At 62.5% G+C, this 21,883-nt stretch carries 20 protein-coding genes; 14 read left to right on the forward strand and 6 right to left on the reverse strand.

The features are described 5' to 3' along the window. The first annotated feature begins 403 nt into the window (after nt 1-403). The 14 genes from ABXH26_RS09655 to ABXH26_RS09720 all read left to right on the forward strand — a co-directional run bounded on the left by ABXH26_RS09655 (nt 404) and on the right by ABXH26_RS09720 (nt 14,352). Entirely contained in the window at nt 404-1,918 is a 1,515-nt protein-coding gene (locus ABXH26_RS09655; RefSeq protein ID WP_353566850.1) for a transposase, read from the forward strand. 109 nt (nt 1,919-2,027) lie between these two features. Beyond that, complete coding sequence (locus ABXH26_RS09660) at nt 2,028-2,390, forward strand: SdpI family protein (protein WP_353566851.1); 363 nt, start codon at nt 2,028-2,030, stop codon at nt 2,388-2,390. Nucleotides 2,391-2,461: 71 nt separating this feature from the next. Further along, nucleotides 2,462-3,109, forward strand: coding sequence for a TetR/AcrR family transcriptional regulator (locus ABXH26_RS09665; RefSeq protein ID WP_353566852.1), 648 nt, complete (start codon nt 2,462-2,464; stop codon nt 3,107-3,109). Beyond that, the gene (locus ABXH26_RS09670; protein WP_353566853.1) at nt 3,106-3,534 is read left to right on the forward strand and encodes a VOC family protein; all 429 of its coding nucleotides are present in this window, start codon (nt 3,106-3,108) and stop codon (nt 3,532-3,534) included. Before ABXH26_RS09665 ends, ABXH26_RS09670 begins: the two co-directional genes overlap by 4 nt. A 6-nt stretch (nt 3,535-3,540) precedes the next feature. Then, nucleotides 3,541-3,996 carry an SRPBCC family protein gene (locus tag ABXH26_RS09675; protein ID WP_353566854.1) on the forward strand — a complete coding sequence of 152 codons (456 nt, stop codon included), beginning with the start codon at nt 3,541-3,543 and terminating at the stop codon, nt 3,994-3,996. Between the two features lie 4 nt (nt 3,997-4,000). Further along, nucleotides 4,001-4,435 carry an SRPBCC family protein gene (locus ABXH26_RS09680; RefSeq protein ID WP_353566855.1) on the forward strand — a complete coding sequence of 145 codons (435 nt, stop codon included), beginning with the start codon at nt 4,001-4,003 and terminating at the stop codon, nt 4,433-4,435. Beyond that, complete coding sequence (locus ABXH26_RS09685) at nt 4,435-4,911, forward strand: VOC family protein (protein WP_353566899.1); 477 nt, start codon at nt 4,435-4,437, stop codon at nt 4,909-4,911. Before ABXH26_RS09680 ends, ABXH26_RS09685 begins: the two co-directional genes overlap by 1 nt. A 5-nt stretch (nt 4,912-4,916) precedes the next feature. Continuing rightward, nucleotides 4,917-5,285, forward strand: a complete 369-nt coding sequence (locus ABXH26_RS09690) for a DUF1428 domain-containing protein (RefSeq protein WP_353566856.1) — start codon at nt 4,917-4,919, stop codon at nt 5,283-5,285. Nucleotides 5,286-5,470: 185 nt separating this feature from the next. Beyond that, nucleotides 5,471-8,212 (forward strand): hypothetical protein, encoded by a 2,742-nt coding sequence (locus ABXH26_RS09695; RefSeq protein ID WP_353566857.1) that lies wholly within the window; start codon nt 5,471-5,473, stop codon nt 8,210-8,212. 154 nt (nt 8,213-8,366) lie between these two features. Next, nucleotides 8,367-9,002, forward strand: coding sequence for a DUF2238 domain-containing protein (locus tag ABXH26_RS09700; protein WP_353566858.1), 636 nt, complete (start codon nt 8,367-8,369; stop codon nt 9,000-9,002). 246 nt (nt 9,003-9,248) lie between these two features. Then, a complete protein-coding gene (gene dinB / locus ABXH26_RS09705) occupies nt 9,249-10,286 on the forward strand; it encodes a DNA polymerase IV (protein WP_353566859.1) in 1,038 nt (345 codons plus the stop codon). Nucleotides 10,287-10,486: 200 nt separating this feature from the next. Next, complete coding sequence (locus ABXH26_RS09710) at nt 10,487-11,083, forward strand: outer membrane protein (protein ID WP_353566860.1); 597 nt, start codon at nt 10,487-10,489, stop codon at nt 11,081-11,083. Nucleotides 11,084-11,763: 680 nt separating this feature from the next. Further along, nucleotides 11,764-13,512, forward strand: coding sequence for an RICIN domain-containing protein (locus ABXH26_RS09715; protein WP_353566861.1), 1,749 nt, complete (start codon nt 11,764-11,766; stop codon nt 13,510-13,512). Between the two features lie 162 nt (nt 13,513-13,674). After that, nucleotides 13,675-14,352: a hypothetical protein gene (locus tag ABXH26_RS09720; RefSeq protein WP_353566862.1), complete on the forward strand. Its 678-nt coding sequence runs from the start codon at nt 13,675-13,677 to the stop codon at nt 14,350-14,352. Nucleotides 14,353-14,412: 60 nt separating this feature from the next. Here ABXH26_RS09720 and ABXH26_RS09725 read toward each other — a convergent pair whose 3' ends face one another. The 6 genes from ABXH26_RS09725 to ABXH26_RS09750 form a co-directional block, all read right to left on the reverse strand. Next, nucleotides 14,413-15,066, reverse strand: a complete 654-nt coding sequence (locus ABXH26_RS09725; protein WP_353566863.1) for an alpha-ketoglutarate-dependent dioxygenase AlkB family protein — start codon at nt 15,064-15,066, stop codon at nt 14,413-14,415. 5 nt (nt 15,067-15,071) lie between these two features. Then, a complete protein-coding gene (ada, locus tag ABXH26_RS09730; protein ID WP_353566864.1) occupies nt 15,072-16,184 on the reverse strand; it encodes a bifunctional DNA-binding transcriptional regulator/O6-methylguanine-DNA methyltransferase Ada in 1,113 nt (370 codons plus the stop codon). Nucleotides 16,185-16,364: 180 nt separating this feature from the next. Further along, entirely contained in the window at nt 16,365-16,697 is a 333-nt protein-coding gene (locus ABXH26_RS09735; protein ID WP_353566865.1) for an MGMT family protein, read from the reverse strand. Nucleotides 16,698-16,782: 85 nt separating this feature from the next. Continuing rightward, entirely contained in the window at nt 16,783-17,430 is a 648-nt protein-coding gene (locus tag ABXH26_RS09740) for a hypothetical protein (protein WP_353566866.1), read from the reverse strand. Beyond that, on the reverse strand, nt 17,430-20,561 hold the full coding sequence (locus ABXH26_RS09745; RefSeq protein ID WP_353566867.1) for an HsdM family class I SAM-dependent methyltransferase: 3,132 nt from the start codon (nt 20,559-20,561) through the stop codon (nt 17,430-17,432). Before ABXH26_RS09745 ends, ABXH26_RS09740 begins: the two co-directional genes overlap by 1 nt. Before the next feature lie 288 nt (nt 20,562-20,849). Continuing rightward, nucleotides 20,850-21,557: a hypothetical protein gene (locus ABXH26_RS09750; RefSeq protein WP_353566868.1), complete on the reverse strand. Its 708-nt coding sequence runs from the start codon at nt 21,555-21,557 to the stop codon at nt 20,850-20,852. Nucleotides 21,558-21,883 lie beyond the last annotated feature (326 nt).

Genomic DNA, 21,883 nt, shown 5'->3' on the forward strand with positions numbered 1-21,883 from the left:
CTCCGAACTCCGAACTCCGAACTCCGAACTCCGAACTCCCGAACTCCCGAACTCCCGAACTCCCGAACTCCCGAACTCCCGAACTCCCGAACTCCCGAACTCCCGGCGGGGCGCCATTTCATTTCCGGGCTTGGTCGCCCTGTGACCACCCTGGCGCACCGCCAATTGGTCGGCCGCGTTCTGCGTTGTGATTCCAAGGCTTGATCGCCCCGTGGCGGTCGGTCGCTTGCCCGGCTCGCTTTCCGGACGCTCATGAGTTAACCTAAAGAGGAAAATGGAGAACTCGTCAGATGAGTTTAAATGACGCAGGCTCAAGGCCATGGAAGCTCCGGCGGCCTTGATTCCGGCTCACCCTGTGGGTGAGATCCAAACAGCCCCTCGAAATCCATCCGGCAGCTGGCCGGTGGACACTCCCGGCGGTCGCTTCCATGCCGAATGGGACGACCAGGCCCCCGTCACCCGCGAAGGCCAGCTCATCTTCTTCTTCCAGTTCCTCCACACCGGCGGACGGTGGGAAGAGTTCTTGCGCGGCTGCCCTCTCCTCTACACCGGCAACCGTGGCAGCGGCGCGCGCAACGTCATGGGCACCGCCATGCTGAGTATTCTCTGCGGCCACTGGCGCTACGCCCACATCAACGCCGTGCGCGGCGACGGCATCAATCCGGGGCTGTTGGGGATGAAAGGCACCGTCAGCGAGGACGCCGTGCGTCTCGGCATCGGCCGCATCGCCGAAAAGCCCGGCCTCGACTGGCTTTCCGGCCAGATTCTCGGCAGCATCGCCCCCGCGCTCGGCCTGCCGTGGATCCTCGACATCGACGTCACCGTCAAGCCGCTCTACGGCCACCAGCAGGGCGCGGAGATCGGCTACAACCCGCAAAAGCCCGGCCGCCCCAGCCACGTCTATCACAGCTACTTCGTGGCCAACCTCCGCATCAGCCTCGGAGTGGAGGTGCGCCCCGGCAACGAACACGCCGCCGCCAAGGGCCTGCCCGGCCTGTGGCAGACCCTCGAAAAGCTCCCCCGCCACCAGTGGCCGACCTTTTCCCGCGGCGACTGCGGCTACGGCAGCGAGACCATCATGCTGGAGCACGAGGAGCGCGGCCTGCCCTATCTCTTCAAGCTCCGCCACACCGCCAAGGTCAAAGACCTCGTCCTTCGCATGATGCGCCACGGAGCCGCCTGGCAAGACTGCGGCGACGGCTGGCAGGCGCTGGAAACCCAGCTCAAGCTCGGCCGCTGGAGCAAGCAGCGGCGCGTCATCCTCGTGCGCGAAACCCCGGCCACCGCTCCTGTCGGGGAGCCCGGCAACTCCCGCCGCGGCAAAGACCGCCAGAGCCGCCTGCCCCACGCCCGCGGCGAAGGCTGGGACGCTTGCGCCACCCCGTGGAGCGGGAAGATCGCCGTGCTCGTCACCTCGCTCGATGAGCAAGCCTTTCCCGCCACCGTCATACCCAAGCAGTATCGCGACCGTGCCGACGCGGAAAACTGCTTCGACGAGCTCAAGAACCAATGGGGCTGGAACGGCTACACCTCGCGCCGGCTTGCCTCCAGCCGGCTCATGGCCAACCTCATCGCCTTGGTTTACAACTGGTGGTCGCTCTACCTGCGCTTCTACGACGCGGAGCACCACCGCGAGGCCATCCGCACCCGACCCATGCTGATGTCCGGCGTCGGCCGACCGGTCCGGAGTGGAGGCCAGCGCACCGTCAAGGTCAGCGTCCTGCACGAAAAGGGCGACCTCATCGCCCAAGCGGTCACGCGCATCAGCAACGAGTTGCATCACATTTGCGCCATCACGGAGCGATGGACCGTCGAGCAACGCTGGACCCTGCTGCTGACCCGCCTGCTACGCCGCTGGCTGGGCGGGAAATGGCTGCCCGGCCTTCCGGACGAGGTAGAACTCCTGCTCAGCGGATGACCCAAGCCCCGGATCGCAACCCCCCGGCCCCCCCGTCAAGCACCCCGCTTCGTGGTGCCAAACGAACGCGCCCATTTTCCTTTTTAGGGTTAACCATTCTCGCCGGAATATGAGCCTTTCGAGTCACGCATGGATCTTCCTGGGTGCCGGCCTGCTGGTGGCCCTGGTTGCTGTTCCGCTGATCCTGAAAAAGGTTCCGATGAACCGATGGTACGGCGTCCGTTTCCCGCAGTCGTACCGCTCGGACCGGCTGTGGTATGAAATCAACCGCCACGGCGGCGGATATTTGCTGGGGACCTCGCTCGCGTGGATGACATATGGCGTTTGCGGCTTGGTAGAACCGGGGATCTGGAATGAAAATGCCCCGCGTTATGCTTTCTTCGGCATGGTTGTGATGGTGGTTTCCACCGTGGCGGGGACCATTGCCAGCTACCTGAAAGCACGACAACTCGCTTCTTCCGCAATCGAATAGCAGAGCGGATCTTTCTCAAAAGAATCTCCTTGCGCTCCAGGCCTCTGCATCTTACATACCGGTCAGTTGGTATGGATAAGCCCAGTCAGAAAAAGCGCCGCCGCAATCCGGAGGAGACCCGCGAGGATCTCGTTCAAGCGACGGTGCGTCTGATTTTGCGGCAGGGTTTTTCCGCGACGCGGGTGGACGAGATCTGCGCCGAGGCCGGCGTGACCAAGGGGGCGTTTTTTCACCACTTCAAAGGCAAGGAGGAGGTCGGCGAGGCGGCGATCGAGTGGTGGGGACGCATGGGCGGCGGCATGTATGAGCCGGCGTGGACCGATGACGGTCGCGATCCGCTGGAGCGGCTGCGCCAGATGCTCGAAATCATGGCCGGCTTCACCGAGCGGCCGGAGGCCTGCGTGTGCGTGGTCGGCATGATGTCGCAGGAGTTCGCCCAATCGAACGAGAGCTTCCGCCAGGCCGCCGATCGCGAGCTGGTCAGCTGGAACGACCAGGTGACCAAGCTCCTCGCCGATGCCAAGGCGGCGCATCCGGGGGCGGTCGAGTTCGATCCCGAGCAAGTCGCGTGGTTTCTGAACAGCCTGTGGCAGGGCTCGATGCTGGTTTCGAAAACCCACGGCGACCCCGAGATGATCCGTGCGAACCTGCGGATCGCGCGCGACTACGTAGACGGACTTTTTCTCCCTGAATCCCATAACCTGACCCTGAAATCATGAATGCCCCGAAAATCGAACCGTATCTGATGTTCTCCGGCCGCTGCCAGGAGGCTCTGGAGTTTTACAAATCCGCGCTTCACGCCGAGATCGGCATGGTGATGCGCTTCCGGGAGAGCCCGGATCAGCCGCCCATGCCACTGCCCGAAGAGTGGAACGACAAGGTGATGCACAGCGAATTCACCATCGGCGAGTCGCGGATCATGGCGTCCGACGGCTGCCCGAGCGCGATGGAGCCGATCCAGGGGGTGATGCTTTCCCTCACGATGCCCGACGAAGCCGCGGCCAAGCTGACCTTCGCCACGCTCGTCGATGGCGGCGAGGTGCTGATGCCGATCGGCGAAACGTTCTGGTCGCCCTGCTTCGGGATGGTGAAGGACAAGTTCGGTGTGGGTTGGATGATCACCGTTCCGGAAACCCAAGCCTGACCTCCGATGAGCTACGAACTCTCCATTTCCCGCGAGATCGAGGTCGCGCGCGAAAAGCTCTTCCGCTGCTGGACCGAGGTCGAGCTGCTCGACGAGTGGTTCTGTCCGAAGCCCTACCGCACCCGCCACACGGTGATCGAACCTCATACGGGCGGACGCCTCGATACCGAGATCTTCGGGCCGGATGGTGACGCGTTTCCGAACGTGGGCGTGTTTCTCGAAGTGGTGGAAAACGAACGCCTCGTGTGGACGGATGCCTATCGGGCCGGCTGGGAGCCGAACGAAAAGCTCTTCATGACCGGCATCGCCACCTTCGAGGATCTCGGCGGCGGCCGCACCCGCTACACCATGGCCGCCCGGCACTGGTCGAAGGAAGCGATGGAAAAGCATCTCGCCATGGGCTTTCGTGACGGCTGGGAAAAATCCGCCGACCAACTGGTGGAACTCGCAAAAACCCTCTGATGCCATGTCTGACGACGACCTGACTTTCGTCAACCAGCGGCTGATCGCGGCCACTCCGTCCGAGATCCTCGCCGCCTTCCGCGAGCCCGAACGGCTGGCGAGGTGGTGGGGACCGGCGGGCTTCCGCAATACCTTTCACGACTTCGATTTCCGCCCCGGCGGGGACTGGAAATTCACCATGCACGGACCCGAGGGAGGCGACTATGAAAACCACTGCCGCTTCCAGTCGATCGGCCCCGACCGGCTGGAAATCCTGCACCTCGGGAGCGTCCATGCCTTCCGGCTCACCCTCACGCTCGAAGCCAGCGAGGCGGGCACGCGGCTCACCTGGCGGCAGACCTTCGAGCTGCCGGAGGACTACGAGCGCGTGAATACCTTCGTGCCCCGGTGCAACGAGGAGAACCTCGACCGACTTGAATCCGAACTCCAACGACCATGATCCCGAAAATCCGACCCTGCCTGTGGTTCGACGGCGATGCCGAAGAAGCCGCCAACTACTATGTTTCCCTGATTCCGGACTCGCGCATCGACCGCGTCGGGCGCTCGCCCGCCGACAATCCCTCCACCCCGGAGGGCGAGGTGCTCACCGTCGAGTTCACGCTCGCGGGGCAACCTTACTTCGCGCTCAATGGCGGGCCGAACTATCACTTCACCCCGGCCGTTTCCTTCCAGATCGACTGCGAGGACCAGGCCGAGACCGACCGCCTGTGGGCCGCGTTGTCGGAAGGGGGTGAGGAGGTCGCCTGCGGCTGGCTGACCGACCGCTGGGGCCTTTCCTGGCAGATCATCCCGCGGCGGCTGACCGAGCTGATCTCCCATGACGATCCGGACATCGCCCGCCGGGCCATGCAGTCGATGATGACCATGGTGAAGATCGACATCGCCCGGCTTGAAAAGGACGCCCTCAACCCCTGACTGCCATGAGTGACGAAAGATATACCGACGGGTTCCTGATCCCGGTGAAGAAGTCCAAGCTCGATGACTACACGCGTGCCGCCGAGAAGTGTTCGGCCATCTGGAAGGAATACGGCGCCCTCGACTACGCGGAGACCGTGATCGACCACGATGGCATCCCCAACATGCGCGCCTTCGCGGATGCGGCGGGTGCCGGCGAGGATGAAGTGGTGGTTTTCTCCTATGTCGTCTACCCCTCCAAGGAGGTGCGCGACGCCGCCAACGAGAAGATCATGGCCGACCCGCGGATGAAGGAAATCTGCGAGGTCTCCGCTCCGCTTTTCGACTGCAGACGCATGGCCTACGGCGGGTTCCGTACTTTGGTCCGGGCCTGACCCGGCGCTCGGGCCGCCGCCGGGGCCGCCGGATCGTTCCGGTCGTGGCCGGGGAAAAAAGATGCGACCGTGGAGCGGCTTCCCGGGCCTTCCGGGGCTCCGCCACGGGACCGTTCCAAACGCGACCTTGCCGACCCGGGGCTCGCCTGATTGGATGCAGGGTGCCCTCTCGGGGCATCACCGCCATGAATGCCATCCTTTTCCGCGGCTTCGCCATCACCGCTTGCCTGATCACCGGCATCGCGCTTTTTCCCCGGACATCCCGCGCCGCCGAGTGGGAGTCCTCGACCCTCGATACCGGCCCGAACGAGGGTGAGGTGGTCGCCGTGGCGAGCGATCGCGCCGGGCGCCGGCATGTGGCGTTCTCGAGCGACGATGGAGGCACCTTCAACTTGGAGTATGCGGTGCGGGACAACCCGCTGGCCGGAGTGGCCACCCGGCTGACCTTGTTTTCGACCAGCGTCGCCGCCTCGGAGGTGAAGCATCTCGCCATCGATGTGGGCTCGGATTTCACCGTGGTGGTGGCGGTGGTGACCAGCGGGGGCAGCCTGCTGGTCTATGAGAAAACCGGCGCTTCCTTCGTCCAGACGCTGAGCCGCAGCAGCGCGGCGCTGGCGGACTTGGATGGCGGCGTGAGCGTGGTGGCCTCGGGCAACGAGGTGTCCTACCACTCGATTGCCTACACCGCCAGCGACGGCAGCGCGAAGTTCATCGAAAAGACGCTCGCCGGCTGGTCGAGCGCGCAGAGCGTGACCAGCGGCGCGGATTCCGGACTCGGAGCGCGGCTTTCCACCACTTACGGGGGAGTGCTCGCGCCGACGATCACCCCGCGGGTGGTGGTCAGCTACAATGCCGCCGCCGACCGGGTGCAGGCCTCGTTTTTCTCGCTGGGATCGAGCACCTGGCTGGCGCCGGAGACCATCGAGTCGGTGGCGGACTTCACGCGGCCGGACGTCGATTGCTTTTACGGCAAGATCGGCGTCAGCTACGTCCGCTCCGTGCCCTCGGGCGACACCACGGTGCAGGAGGTCCGCTATGCGGAAAGTCCTGGAGGTGGACCGTGGACGCTACAGACGGTCGCCAGCGGCAGCAGCGAACTCGCGGATCTGGAATACTACGCCTTCCGTACCGGGATGCGTTTCGATGCCGGCGGCCACCCGATGGTCGCTTACAAGCACGACATCTTCGCCATCCTCGTGTTCGGAACCATCGACGTGCGGGTGCGGCGGTACCTCCCGGGCGTGGGATGGGAGCTTTCCACGTTGCTTGGCACTTCGGGCTCGTACAGTCCGTCCTTTGACTTCGATGGCGACCGCCAGGGCGACCCCGTGCTGGCGCTGCCCTCGGATCCGGGTTCCGCCGATTCGACCCTGCGGCTGTTCCAGATGGCGATCGCCCCCTTTTCCTGCGAGGTCCCGCCGGCGTTGCTGAACGGCTTCAGCCACACCTTTTCCCCGGGCCTGGCAAGGGGGCCGGATGGTACGATGTATCTCGTAGCAGGCGTCGCGACCCAGGCCGGGGTTTTCGATCCCTACGTTTATGGCTTCCCGCGGCTGTTCGCCTTCAAGGGCAACCAGGTGACGACCACGACGCTCACTTCATCGAGCAACCCGCACGTCTCGAACGCGGTGTGCGTGGGGAACGACGGCACGGTCCACGTCCTCTCGCTGCGGGTCGTGGATACTTCCAGCACCCAGGGCGATCTGATCTACTACCGCGTCCGCAACGGCGTGGTGGTCGCCAGCAACCTGGTCAACAACGGCGGCAACCAGGTCGGCATCTCCGGCCGCCAACCCTCGCGGATCGGCGTGGATGATGCCGGCAACGTCTACGTCACCTACCACGCGCCATCCGGAGATGTCGGCATGCTGGCCAGGCTGCCCGCCGATGTGGATCCGGCTTCCCCGTTGCCGTGGGTGAACCTCGTTTCGCTCGGTGGCGTGACCACCGGGCTGGACCTCGCCGTGCGCGGCGATGGCGGCTATGCGGCCTCGTATTTCGAGACCACCACCCGCGCGGTGCGCGTCTATTCCAACGTGGACCCGGCCACCGGAGCGATCACCAGCACTCCGACTTCCGGGTCCTACAAGGCGCTCTCGCCGGGCGACGCGGATCCGCTCAATGTCTCCTGCGCCTTTGGTCCCTCCGGGAAACCCTACGCCGCCGCCGTGATCGGGGGGGCCGTGTTTCTCTGCGATCGCGCCTCCGGATCGGCCCACTCGGCGAACTTGGACACCGGCTACACGGATGGCAGGGCTGACCTGCTCTATCGCAACGGCGTGTTCGAGGTGTGCCTGCAGTCGACCGTGGACGGCGGCCGGCTCGATTGGATCCGTTACCAGGTCCTGCCCTCGACGATCACGCTGGATGTCGGCACCATCGCCACCCCTGCGGTCGGACTGAGCGGGATCGGCGGCGACTTCGAGGCCGCGCTCGATGGCAACGGCCTGCCGTGGATGGCCTACGGCTTCGTGTCGGGCGGCTTCCCTCTGCTCCTGTTCTTTCACGACGTTCTGTTGTGTCGGGCATCGGACTCGCTGGACCTCGACAACGACGGCATCCCGCTGCTCTCGGAATACGCTCACATGGGCGCCGACAACTTTGCGGACGCAGGATATCCGCCGTATTTCGATCCGGTGTCCGAGTTCGAGCCCGGATTCTCCTTCCGTCATCCGGACGTGCCCCTGAGTTCGGTCATTCCCTTCGCGGCCCAGCAGTTCGGGGTGTTTCGCTACGCCCTGAAGAATTCGGAAGACCTCGACGTGTTCACGCAGCCCTCGGCGGCCCAAGGCGGGCCGGGCGTCCAGATTCTCAGCTCGCCCGGCTCGGGCATCGGGCTGCGGCGGCTGTGGTTCGCCTACAACAGCTCGTTCGTGGCGTCGCACCCGCGCCATTTCATCCGCATGGAGGTCTCCCGGGAAAGGTGAGCCAAGCCCTCGTCCGAGACCTTCAAGGGTGCCGCCAAGTGACGGGGATGACGGAAAAATCCGCACGGACCATCGTCCGCAGGCCGGTCTGCGGAGGGGAAACGGTCGCCGTCAGGCTTGTGACGGCTCGTCGGCCGGGCGAGGATTTCACCCGATGAAATGGCATCCGAACCTGACCGTCGCCGCGGTGGTGCTGCCGGTGCTCGCCTGGTCGGCGTGGCGGCCGTTCGATGGCACGACCTGGTGGCTGGAGACGGCGCCGGTTTTCATCGGTTTCGCCGCCTTGTTCATCGCCCAGGCGAAGGGCTGGCGGCTGTCCGGCTTCGTGCTCGGGTGGATCGCGCTGCACATGATCGTGCTCATCGTCGGCGGCCACTACACCTACGCGCGGGTGCCGCTCGGAGAGTGGGCGAAGGAGGCGTTCGGCTTTGAAAGGAATCACTACGACCGGATCGGCCACCTGCTCCAAGGCCTCACGCCGGCGCTGGTCACGCGGGAGCTTTTCATCCGCCATCGGGTCATCCAGCGGCGCGGCTGGCGGAGCTTTCTCATCGTCTGTGTGTGCATGGCGATCAGTGCGATCTACGAGCTGATCGAATGGGCCACGGCCTTGGTTTCCGCGGAAGCGTCCGAGTCGTTTCTCGGCACCCAGGGCGATGTCTGGGACACGCAATCGGACATGTTCTGCGCGCTGCTCGGCTCGTTGGGCGCGCTGGCGCTGCTACGGATCCCGCACGACCGGTCGCTGGCGACACTGCCATCGGAGGGGGAATCGTCGGTTCAGCGGTGAAGCGTCGGAGTGCAGGCATGGCGGCAGTTTTTTGACCGCGGCGCAGAGGAAAGGCGGGAGGGCACGGAGGGAAAAAGGGTTTGGGTTTTGTTTGCCGGATCGTGCCAAGGGTCGTCCGACTTCCATCATCTCGGCTGCCTTTTCCTCTGCGCTGCGGTCCCTGAAAAAGCCCGCCCTCCCCCGGAAACGTGCGCCCCATTTCCCCGCGACATCGCACCGCATCCCCACCACACTCCGCCTGCCGGCATGCGCAAGATCATCCACATCGACATGGATTGCTTCTATGCGGCCATCGAGGAACGCGAGGATCCCGCCCTGCGCGGCAAGCCCGTCGGCGTCGGCGGCCGCTCGCGCCGCGGCGTGCTCACCACCGCCAACTACGAGGCCCGCAAGTTCGGCTGCCGCAGCGCCATGCCCGTCTTCAAGGCCAAGGAACTCTGCCCGCACCTGGTCCTCGTCCCCGTCCGCTTCGATCTCTACCGCGCCGAATCCGCCCGCATCCGTGCCATCTTCGGCCGTTTCACGGAAAAAATCGAACCGCTCTCGCTCGACGAGGCCTACCTCGACGTCTCGCATCTCCGCACGTCCGCCGCCGCGATCGCCCGCGAAATCCGCGCCCAGATCCGCGAGGAAACCGGCCTCACCGCCTCGGCCGGCATTTCCTCCAACAAGCTCATCGCCAAGATCGCGTCCGATTGGAACAAGCCCGACGGCCAGCACGAAGTCCCCGAGGACCGCATTCTCGACTTCATGCGCGAGCTGCCCGTCGGCCGGCTGTGGGGGATCGGCCCGAAAATGCGTGCCCGGCTCAACGCCATGGGCATCCACACCTGCGGCGACCTCCAGCGGCTCGACAAGATCGAGCTCGCCCGCCGCTTCGGCTCCTGGGGCCTCGAGCTGCACGAGCTTTCCCGCGGCATCGACACCCGCGACGTCAAGACCCACCGCATCCGCAAGTCGCTCTCCAGCGAGAACACCTTTTCGGAAAACATCGAGACCCTCCCCGCGCTCGAGCCCGTCATGCTCGGCATGCTCGAGGGCGTCCGCGAGGACCTCGCCCGCAAGCACGCCGACCGCGCCATCCGCTCGCTGGTCGTGAAGCTCAAGTTCGCCGACTTCACCCGCACCACCGCCGAGCGCGCCAACCCCGCCCTCGATCCCGCCCTTTTCAGAAGCCTCCTCGCCGAAGCCTGGAGCCGGGGAAACAACCGCCCCGTGCGGCTGTTGGGCGTCGGCGTCCGCTTCCGCGACCCCGAGGAAAAGCAGCAGCTCGACCTGTTCTGAAACCGAAGGCGGGCGCCCCGACCCCCAATCCCCGAGGCGCTCACGATTGAGAGAAATCGCTGCGCCGTTTCCACCGCCCGCCGTCAGGGCTTCTCGGCCCGCTTCGCCTCCGCACTTATCTTCAAGTGGAAAGAGTGCCGACGAAAAACCTCGTGAAGCGTTTGACCGCTCTATCGAAAGAAGCGATGGAGACGCCGCCTATGAAATCAAACACCACGTTCACCCTGTTGATCCTTTCCGCTGTCGCCCACGCTGGCGAAACGATGGCGCCGATGCCGCCTCAAGAGCCCATGTCCGCTCCGCTGTGCGAAAGCTCGTGGTTCGCCGGTCTGGGTGCGGAGTACCTCCTCGATGCCGAGGAAATGTATTACACCGGGCAATTCGGTTACGACATGGGTTGTGGTCACTCCTTGTTTCTCGAAGCCGGCTGGGTGCAGGAGGATGATTCGCTCGGTGGATTTCCTTTCGGCGTGAATGTCGAAGTCGACGTCATTCCGGTCACGCTCAACTACAAGTATGAGTATGCCTTCACCCGCCAGCTCGGCTTTTACATCGGGCTCGGTGCCGGTGCTTCCTACACGGACATCGAGGTTTCCGCCGGTCCCGTGGGTGCCAGCGATGACTCCTGGTCGTTCACCGCGCAGGCCTTTGCGGGCTTGACTTATAACGTGTCGGAGAACTTCTCCATCTATGGCGGTGCCCGCTATCTCTGGCTGGACGATCCGTCCGTCTTCGGCGTCAGCGTCGGCAACCTGGACGATGTCGGCCTCGGCGGCGGCGTCCGGTTCAAGTTCTGATTGTCTCCGATCTCCTTCATCACGGCCGTCCTCCTCACGGGGGGACGGCCGTTTTCGTGTTCGCCAATGCGCTCTAAGCCGTCGAGCACCGGAAGGGCGGGCTGAAGATCAGGGGTTGCTCGCCTGAGTTTCTTGCGAGCCTTCCGCCCCATCCGGAGCCCTTCTGAGGCTTTCATCGGCCAGCTGCGGGTGGTCCGGCTTCCCTCAAGAGTCACGCGCCTCCGAGTCGGGAAACGCTGAGATCCAAGGGTGTCGGGCGGCGATCCATTGCCTCGGTGAGTTGGGCCACTTCGTCCGCGCCGCCGTTAGGATGAGGAATCGATTCACCTCCCGGGATAAATCGGGGGATTTGAACAAGTACGTAGATTTTTCTTGTGCCCGAACGATCCTCTATCTAGTCGAGAGGTGAATATTCCATCAAGAGTTTCCATCCAGGCGGAAGCTTGCATTCCATCGGTCTGATGCCATCAAGACCACTCATGGTGGAGATGCTCTGTCTTTTACTTTGGTTCAAGTTTGACTCCACGCACGCACCGGACGAGGCGACGGCTGAGTTCATGTCCTGCGGAAATTGCGTCCTCGTGCAGCCCGCATCCTCGCGCGCCGGAGACGTGTGCCCTTTTGGTTCGACGAGATGAAGTCATCTCGTGGGACCGGAAACCCAATAACCCATGAATCCCATGAAAAACAACAAACCGACCGTGCCCCGGCTCTTCGGGGCGATACTGTCCTTATTCCTGTTGGCCTTCCCCGCCGATGCAGCCCGCGAGCCGAGCTGCGGGATCTACGGTGGCGGCCCGCTCTACAAGCCGGGTGCCGCCGCCAACATCAATGAACTCGCCAACTCCGGGTTCAGCGAAGTCATTGTATGGAACATCGCCATCAATGCCGCCGGCGACTTGAACTTCAACTACGAGTTCCCCGTCTGCCAGGGAGGAAATTATGTCGGCAACAGCACCTATCCCGACTTCCCGCTCCACATGGCGGCGTTGAAGCGGGGCAAGGTGAAGCGCGTCACCTTCGGACTCGGATCATCGAACATCGGCACCTTCCAGAGTATCCGCGATCTGGTGAACTCCCAGGGCACGGGCAGCAACAGCATCCTTTACCGAAACTTCCGGGCTCTGAAGGACGCGGTCCCGTCCGTCGACGCGATCGATTTCGACGACGAGAACTGCTATGACCAGAGCACCATGGTCAGCTTCGCCGTGATGCTCGGCGACCTCGGCTACAAGGTGACGCTGGCGCCCTACGTCCTGCCCTCGTTCTGGACCTCCGTGGCTTCCCAGGTGAACAGCCAGCGGCCGGGCACCATCGATGCCATCCACCTCCAGTGCTACGACGGCGGAGCGGGAAACAACCCTGCGAACTGGAACTTCGGAGGCATTCCGGTTTACCCGGGCCTGTGGAACCAGACCGACAGCCTCAGCCAGATCCAGACGAAGATGACGAACTGGCGGACATCCGCCAACTGCAGCGGGGGGTTCCTGTGGATCTATGACGGCGTGGTGGGCAATGCCGCGGCCTACGCCAATGCCATCAACACCGCCTTCCAGAACTCGCCCTCCGGCCTGCCGCTTTACATGATCGTCAACCGGAACAGCGGCAAGTCCCTCGACCTCATCTCGGGAAACACCGGCAACGGCGCCGACATCAACCAGTGGTCGTTCGCCTCCGACAGTGCCAATCAGCGCTGGTTCATCGTTCCGACCGAAGGCGGCAACCACGTGAAGATCGTTTCCGCCGTCTCCGGTCGCTGCCTGTGCATCGCCGGAGATTCGACCGCGGATGGCGCCAAGGCGCATGCGTGGTACTACATCGCGGGCAATCCCGCCCACCAGTGGGACCTCATCGACGCCGGCAACGGCTGGTATGAGATCCGCAATGTCAAAAGCGGCAAGATCCTCGAGGTTCAGAATTGGAGCACGGCCGACAATGGACGGGTGCAGCAGTGGACGGACGCATCCGCCACCAGCCAGCAATGGCGCCTGCTGCCATGGGGTGACTACAACATCCGCACGGAGAGCGGGAAATACATCTGCACCCAAGGCGGCGGCAATACCAATGGCAGCCAGATCATCCAATACACCTATGAGAACAACCCGTGGTTCAAGTGGCGCTTCGATGGCGTCGGCAACGGCCACTTGAAAGCCGCCAGTCTCCATGCGCTGGGCCGGGTCATCTCGGTGACCAACAGTTCCAGCTCCGCCGCGGCACCCACCCAGTTGTGGGATTACAACCCGAACAACATCGGCGATCAAAAGCTGCGCATCCGGCCGCTGACGAATGGCAAGGTGAAGTTCTACTTCAACCACACCGGCATGGCATGGGATATCCCTGGCGGAAGCACGGCCAATGGCGCGCCACTCCACCAGTATCCCGACAACGGCTTCGGCTGGCAGCAGTTCAGCCTGGAGCGCATCCAGTAATTCCATCCATCCCGCAGATGGCCGCCGATGCGGTGTCCATCTGCGGGTTGATTTTTTCGACATGGCATGAATCGAACGGTCGTTGCAGGCATTTTGGTCATGGGGCTCGCAGGGGTGCTCCTCTGGGGTCGCTTTCTGTCACAGCCTCGCGAGGCATCGTCGGTGGAAACGTCCCGCAGCGAACACGCGCCGCGGACCGCCCTGAACCACGAGACCCCTTCGCCCGGGCGCCCCGCGGTGTCGGTGCGGGAGGTGCCCTCGTTTTCCGATCGTGCTAAGGAGGTGGACGGCGTGCCGCCGGGGACCGAGCGGGAGAACGCGCTGCGCGAACTCGCCCAACAATGGACCGGCGCGGAACCGGAGGATGCCGAGCGCTGGGCGGCAGGGCTTCAGGATCCGGCCGAACGCCAGAGCGCCCTCGAACACGTGTGTCTGAAATTGTCAGACCGCGACTCTCGCGAGGCCGTCGCCGTGGCAGGACGCCATGAGCTGGGCGGGGCCCTGACGGAAGCTCTCGCCGCGCGCTGGGCGGCGGCCGATTTTCCTGCCGCGGCAGCGTGGGTGCAGACCTTGCCGCAGGACGAAACGAGGGAGGGCCTGCTGGCGCGGGTCGCGATCTCGCAGGCCGCGGTCGATCCGGCCGAGGCCGCCACCCTCATTGCGGAAGATCTCCAGCCCGGCGGGGTTCAGGAAGAAGCCGCGATGGCCGTCTTGCACCAGTGGCTTGGGCAGGACGCACCCGCCGCGCGCGCCTGGGTGGACCAGTTTCCCGAGAGCGAGTTCAAGACCCGCGCCGAGGAGGAGGTCTCCCGCGCTTCTTCCGATGACGTGCCACGCTAGCCGCGGAAGGCATCTGCGAGGTGGGACGTCCCCGTCCCGCGAACGGAAACCGCATCGCCCTCACCGGATCGCTCCCGATTCGTCTTCCCCGGCGATCCGGGTCTCGGCGATGAGCATCCGGCGGAAGGTCAGGTTGACTCTCGGTTCCGTGACTCTCATGGCCTTCGGCACCTGATGCTGCCAGCAAGCCTGGGTGCGCCCGCGCATGATCAGCAGGCTGCCCGAGGGGAGGAAAACGGACACCTTCTCCTTGCTGAGCTTGTGCCTGAAATCGAAGCGCCGTTCCGCGCCGAAACTCACCGAGGCGATGTCCGAATCCGGGCCCAGGCCCTTTTCGTCATCATGATGCCAACCCATCCCCTGACTGCCGTCCGCATACAGGTTCAACAGGCAGGAGTTGTAGCTGGAGCCACCGAGGCGCTCCACCTCCTGCTTGATCGCAAGCAATTCGGGCGTCCACACCCGGGCCGTGCGGGTCTTCCCCGAGTAGGTGTAGTCGTAGCGGGCGTCGCCATACCAAGCCACCTTGCGGGCCGTGACGATGTGCTTTCCGAACATCACCGCCTCGTCGTGCTGCCACGGGATCGATGCCAGAAAGCATCGCAGAAACTCCTCCGCCTGCGCCGTGGAAAAGATCCGTCCGTAGTAAAGGCTTTCCCCATCGTAGGGGAGAAGGTTCCGGGGCAGGTCGGCCTCTGGGAAATCGAGTTCCATCGCTCTCAGATAAAATCTTCGTCAGGACGCTCCCTCTTCAAGAGCTGCTGCTTCCTTTCCACTCCCCACCGGTATCCCGACACCGACCCGTCCCGCCGCACGACGCGGTGGCAGGGGATCGCGATCGCGAGCTTGTTGGCCGCGCAGGCACTGGCCACGGCACGCACCGCGCCGGGCGTGCCGAGTCTTTCCGCCAGCTCGCTGTAGCTCACCCGGGCCCCCGAGGGGACATCCTGCAAGGCCCGCCAGACCCGCTGTTGGAAAGCCGTGCCGCGGAGGTCGAGCGGAAGGTTCCAGTCGCCCGAGGCCGAATCGATCAGGCCGATCACGCGGGCGACGAGCCGTTGATAGTGCGGATCGCCTCCCATCAGCTCCGCATGGGCAAAGCGCCGCTCCAGTTCTTCCACCAGCTTCTCCGGGTCATCGCCCAGGGACAGAGCGCAGATGCCCTTCAGCGACGATGCCACCAGCACGGCACCCAGAGAGCAGGTGCCGACGGCGAAACAGATCTGCTCACCCTTTCCTCCACTCCGATAGGTCTTCGGACTCATGCCGAGAATCCGAGTCGCCTCCTCATAGAACTGCCGGCTGGACTGATAGCCCGCCTCGTAGATCGCCCGCGTCACCGACCCGCCCTCCGCCAGCTTTCCCCGCATTCGCTCCGCCCGGATTTCCTTCCGATAGGCCTTCGGCGTCATCCCCATCCGTTGAACGAACAGGCGATGAAAGTGGTGCTTGCTCATCCCCACCGCCTTGGCCAGCGCCTCAAGTGAGGGATCGTCCTCCGCTGCCTGAAGGAATCGGCATGCCTGCTCGATCGTCCGGGCGTGCGGATCGGCTTCAGGTTGGTCCGGCTGACAACGCTTGCAAGGCCGGAAGCCCGCCCCCTCCGCCGCCTTGGGGCTTTCAAAGAAGACGACATTCCTCCGCAGCGGAATCCGCGAGGCGCATGAGGGCCGACAATACACCCCGGTCGATTTCACCGCATAGAAGTAGTGGCCATCGGCCTGCGGGGCGTTGCGGGCAACTCCGTCCCAGCGCTCGTCATCCGTCCGAAAGCGTGACTGGGACCTCGCCACGCCTCTTTCGCTCGTGGCACCTGCCGTGACCGATTTCATGCCAGAAAACTGCCACAAGCCCGGGAATCAAAAACTCCGATTCTTGCTTTCTCATTTTGTCCGAAGTCGGCGCTAGGAGGTGAGACGCCTTCGTCCCACAACGGAGAGAGCGTAAAAGGAAAACAAAATCGCGAATGAGCGCGAATGGAATGTGACCGAGCCGCTCATGCTGAGGATGCGTCAGAGCCAGCTGCCGCCACCGGTAATCTCTTCTTGGATCCTAAGTTCGGTATTGATGCGCCTCGTATCCTCGGAGTCGTGCTTGGAAGCGACATCGCCCATTTTGGCCACACGGTGAAGCGGAACTTCGGTGTCGTGGGTGAGGAAGCCATAGAGCCGCCGTCGGAGCCATGCAATTTGACGCGCCGAAACGGCTGTTCCGGCCGCTAAGTTCGTCAGCTCTGCAATCCGGCCGTAGGAGGCCAGCATTCCTTTAGGGATCACATTGATCTGGTTGTAGGCGGCCCTGCGCCACAACGTAGCATCGAGAAAAGCATCGAGATCTTCCTTCATGAAGTCTGATAGCCTCACGATCTGGAGATCTTCAAGCGTTTCGATTCGGGCAATGCTGCAACGATGGAGGCCTGTGGCATGAAAGTCAGCATTCTAGGAAAATATGAAAGAGGCGAAGCGGCAAACCCGACCCGCGCTGGTGAGTGCTCTCGAGTTCACCCGCGATCGCTTGAATGATTGAAACCTCGGCAAGTTCTGAGATCACACTGAGACATGGAGAAGGCGACTTGGAATCCTCAACGAAGGCCCTTTGCAGTTCGCTTTGCCAATATTGGAGGGTTTGATTCTCGATCAGACCGATCATGGCGGCCTCTGGAGCCTCGCCGGCATAGCGACCTGAGATGAAGTCGCCCATACCGCCCGATCCGACGTATTTGCCGATGGGAAGAGAGTTTGTTCTGAGCCGTTTTGCTTCGAAGATGAAGGATAATCGCGGGCGAATGCCGCTGCGGATCACTGTGATGTCGAGGCGAAGTCGCTTGTTTCCCAGTTGGCCGGCAGGACTTCGCGGCATCTGATCGCCAATGGTGTAATGAAGGTAGGCGTCGGGCGTAGATGGATCATTGAGCCGGTTCTCCATCGCCTCGGCGAGGAGGCCGGTCATGTCCGGTTCGTCGAGGCCGGGAACGAAACGATGCCGCACGTCCTGATAAGCCCAGGCGAGCAATTGATGGGAGTGTTGGCAGAATACCTCTCCGTACACATTCCACAGGCCGCTCAGTTCGTCCCTCATCACGCGCCGTTTCGATTGGATTCGATGCCTTCGGCGATGATGTCATCGGCGTCCACCATTGCTTGAGTTTCCGTCCACTCCAGGCGGCGGGGAGGCTTGATGAGATGAAGGGTGTCGCCGTCGCGAAGCACCACGCTGCGTTTCACATAGGCCCACTGGCAGTATTTTTCTTCGGCCGCATCCAAAAGTGAACGTAGGGTTTTCGCTTCGGTCCCTTTGGCCTCGCGGACTTCGGTAGAAAATGGCCCGCCGTTCCGGGTCAACGTCACGGAAACACAATTCCCATGGCGAGAATGTAGCACGAGAATGCGGTGATGGGCTTTGCCGCTGAGAAAACCGTCGAGTTCGCCCCGGAGGCGATCGGCGTAGGAGGTCAGTTCGGATTCTTCGGGTTGGACGCGGAGGAAAGAAGGGTTCTTGCCTTGGACCAGTTGATATCGAGTGCGGAAGAACTCGCGGACGACAAACGACACCGATGGGGGAAGGCCTAATGCCTCCTCGACTTTGCGGTCCAGCAGGGCTTTCACTTCGCCGAAATCCGCACCTCGTTGCTCCAACGCAGCAGCGGCTTCCCATGCCTCGTACAGTTTCTTTTCACGTTCGGTTGTCCATTCCGGGAAAGGCAGCTTTTCTGCATCGCCTTTGTCGATCTGGCTGCGATCAATGCCCCATGCCGCAGATGTCACGAAAAACAACAGGTAGCTGACGTAGCTGGATGACCAAATCGCGGCAACCGCTTTCGCTGCTTTTGGCGACGCGCCACTGAGACCAATTTTATCGTGAAGTATGATAAAAGGTTTGTCCGAATAGGCAGCGAAGTTATTCCACAGAAACAAACGCGGGCCCTTAGTAAGGGTAAGGCCTTTGGTTCCGCCCCTCTTGCGAATAAAAGCACCGACAGTGTTTTCGATTAGAAATCTCGGATCGATCACGAGGCTCCCTTTGCCATACACGAAGGCTTTGTGATCAAGAAGCTTCAGACCATGAAGTACGTTCGCTCCTGAGTCATCAAAAACCTCTTCGTAGGGATTCTTCTTTGTGCCGCAATCTGATCGAAGCTGAAGGCCAAGTGCGAGTTTCCAACCTTGTTCGTCTGAGATCTTTCCTAGGGTAGTGGAGAAGATGCTGTGAAGCTTCCGAAGTGCCACCTCATCGCGAACCCCAGCCCAAAGCGCCTGCTTCCAAACCAACGCCTTCCCGGACGCCGCACAGGTCTCAGGAATAATCTTAATCTCCGTGTCCGAAAAACCAACGGACCAAGACCGGCGTTTGCTACCTCGCCGTGGTACAGTTGACCGTTGATTGGCGAGGAATGGTCCAAAGTGGAGAATGTTGCCTGACAATTCGCTGGATTTCCGCTTGGCATAAATGAGCGTAGCGCACGCGGTCTTCGCCGATGGAAAGAGAACATACGCGAGATTAGCGAAGTTTGTGACGCGGCGAACTCGCACTTCGCTGAAGAATCTCGTTCGCCAAGTTTCGACCTGGTCATTCGTCAGGGTTTTGGCATGCAGGATGAGTCCTACAGTGCCATTTTCTGCCAGACAATCCATGACCCGCCAGGCGAATGCTTCTCCGGTTCGCTTGCGTGGAACAAGAAACTCTGGATGGTCCTTCACCCACTGAGCGTAGTGATTGGCCTTCTTGTGATTCTCAATCAGTTCCACCCATGGGGGATTACCAAGGATGGCGTCGAAGCGGAGGGCAAGCCCATCTTGAGAGACGATATCCCGCCAGAAGCGCCCGTTTTCGTTGAAAAAATCCTCCGCGAAGAGGTTCTTGCCGACGAGAGTCGGGAACTTAAATGCCTTGTTCCGGTGCAGCTCAGGTGGGTCCACATAACCGAGCATGGTGAGGATGAGGCTGAAGCCCGCGATCTGGCAGGCGATCTTGTTCCGCTCGACCGCGTAGATGCTGGAGACCAGAAGCTCACGAAGCTCCCTAGGGTTTAAGTTTTCCCGGTTTTGCTCACGGCAGCGCATCTCCACAAGACGGCGGAAGGCGACAACGAGAAACACACCGGAGCCGCAACAGGGATCCAGCACAGTCATGCCCGGACGCAATGGACGCACCGAGTGAAGCTCTGAAACGAGATACTCGGCGAGCGGCTCGGGAGTATAGTGAGCACCTCGCTTCTCCGGATCGGAGGCCGCCGTGGAGGGAGATTCGTCGTTATCCGGTTCCCCATCGTTCGAGTGAAGAAACTGCTCGTAGATGGAGGAAAGGAACTCGACTGGGATGGCGGAGAAGTCATAGGCGCGGAAGCCTAGATGAGTTTGCCCTGTCGTTTCCTCTCCGGCGAAGACTTGAGCGACGAGCTGCACCGCCCGCGATCTCGGAGCTCTGCGGCTGCCCCAAGGAATGGGGAAAATCTGTCCGTTGAAACGCTTTTCGAGGGCTGTCACCAACTTCCGAAACGCACCGAGTGTCACGGATGGAGCGAAGGCTTCGCCGCGGAAGAGAGCCGCCGGTTCCACTCCAGCTGCATCGCGGAGCCATGGATCAGACAGGATGTCGCGGGCCCGCAGATAAGCCAGATAGACGAACTTTCCGATCAGGGAATGGCAAGTCGCCCGAGGCAGATCGAAGCGAGTATGCAGAGTCTCGGCAAGGCTGCGGAGGTTTTTGAGTAGGGTCGTGTCCACCCGCTGCTCTGATCCGAGGAAGGCGGCGTTACGATCCCATATTTCGCCGCGGTTGATGGCGTCAGCCGTGAAGGCGGAAAGCGCTTCCACCACTCGCGCGGCACCCTCCTCGGTGGGGATGGGTTTGGTGACGGCCCCAGTTTCTTCTGATTCGGGATCGAAAGCGAAGCCGCTGTAAACCCTGACCTGCCCCGGGAGCAGGACGATCAGGAACGGGTTAAGGCCCTGATTCCAAAGTTTGCGATGAATTTCCCGAGCCTCCTTGGGTGTGTCCGCCCGCGCCAAATGCACTGCTGGCCGAACGGTGGCTTTGGATTCCTTGGCGTCGGGCGTCGTCTTGAAGAAGTAGGTGCCGAGGACACCCGCGCTGCGGGCTGCCCTCAGCCAATGTTGGTCTTCCGGGGCCAACAGACCCTCGGCATTGTCCTCGCGGTACAGCGGGGAATCGTCATAGCCAAGGGAGTTGGAGAGTTCCGAGAGAAGCACGGCGGGATGAAGTGGCTCCGATGCTGACTAGCTACGAGGGGCGCGGCAATACCCGAGAGGGACAAACCTCGCTCTTGGATAGGACCAGTTCTCACGTATTCAGGGCCCCCACGAAGTGGCGGTTGGAAGGGGCTCAACGGTGTCGGTCCAGTCTGCGATGAACTCGAGGCCCGACCTCGCGAAGTTGCCGGTTTTGTCTGAAGCGTCGTGAGATCCCGGGTCCGTTGCTGTGAGAGATGGTGGTATGGAATGTAGCCGCACGAACCGGGTGAGGACTTCACCTCGCAGTCAGTCCAGGGGTGGAGCGGGCTCCGGCTCCTCATCGCTCCGCGTCGGATCTTCGAGGAGGGACTGGTTGAAGTAATCGGTGGTGCGTTCGGGGTGGCCGAGGTGGTGGAGGGCGATGGTGAGGATGTTGGTGCCGAGCTGGAGTTCGAGGACGCCGCGGGCGGCGGCGAGGTTGGCGCGGGCTTGGGCGAGTTCGCCTTTGGCATCGACCTGGCCTTCGCGGGCGTTGCTGAAGGTCGCTTTCAGCGCGGTGAACTCGGCAAGGAGTTCGGGGCCGAGCTGGGCCTGGTATTTTTCCGCGGCGGCGATGAGGCGATCGAGCAGGCCGGGGATTTGACCGAGGCGGGCCCTGTTGTACTCGGTCAGTCCGCGGGGGTAGAACTCGACATAGGGGCCGCTGCCTTTGGCGAACTTGTCGCGGATGCGGCCTTCGCGCTGGCGGACGGTGGTGCGGAAGAGCTCATGGGCCTCGTCCTTGGTGATGGTGCCGCCGGATTGGGTGGCCTGGAGGATGGTGCGGGCGGAAAGCGCCTGGTCGAAGGCTTGGAAGGCCGTATCGGTGGGTGCCACAAGGGCGGCGAGGGGAGCGGGGAGATCGGGCAGGGCCCGGAGTTTGCCGAGATGATCCTCGGCGAATTGGCGGACTTCCTCGGAGCTGATCTTGCGGTCATCGAGGTGGTTTTCGAAGTAACGTTCGATGTTCATCATAGCAACCGGGCTTCTAGCAGAAATTCCGGTGCGTGCAACCTGCAACCTGACTCATTCGGTCATACGGGGAATTCGTCTTCTGCTGGAGTGCAGGTATGATGGGAGTTTCATCCGCGTGACCCGCGCGCGAATGGGGTGCTCGGGTTTCCGGGAGGGGACCATTCCAGTTGGCCGAGGGTATCTTCCGTTTTTGAACCGGCCATTTTCGGTGGGCGGAAGGCACTTCGGATTTTGGAATGGTGCGTCTCCCATGGGCGGAGGGCATTTCCGATTTTGGAACGGGGCATTTCCAATTGGCGGAGGGCATTTCCGATTTTGGAACGGGC

This window comes from Haloferula sargassicola (genome assembly GCF_040362925.1).
GTDB classification, from domain to species: domain Bacteria; phylum Verrucomicrobiota; class Verrucomicrobiia; order Verrucomicrobiales; family Akkermansiaceae; genus Haloferula; species Haloferula sargassicola.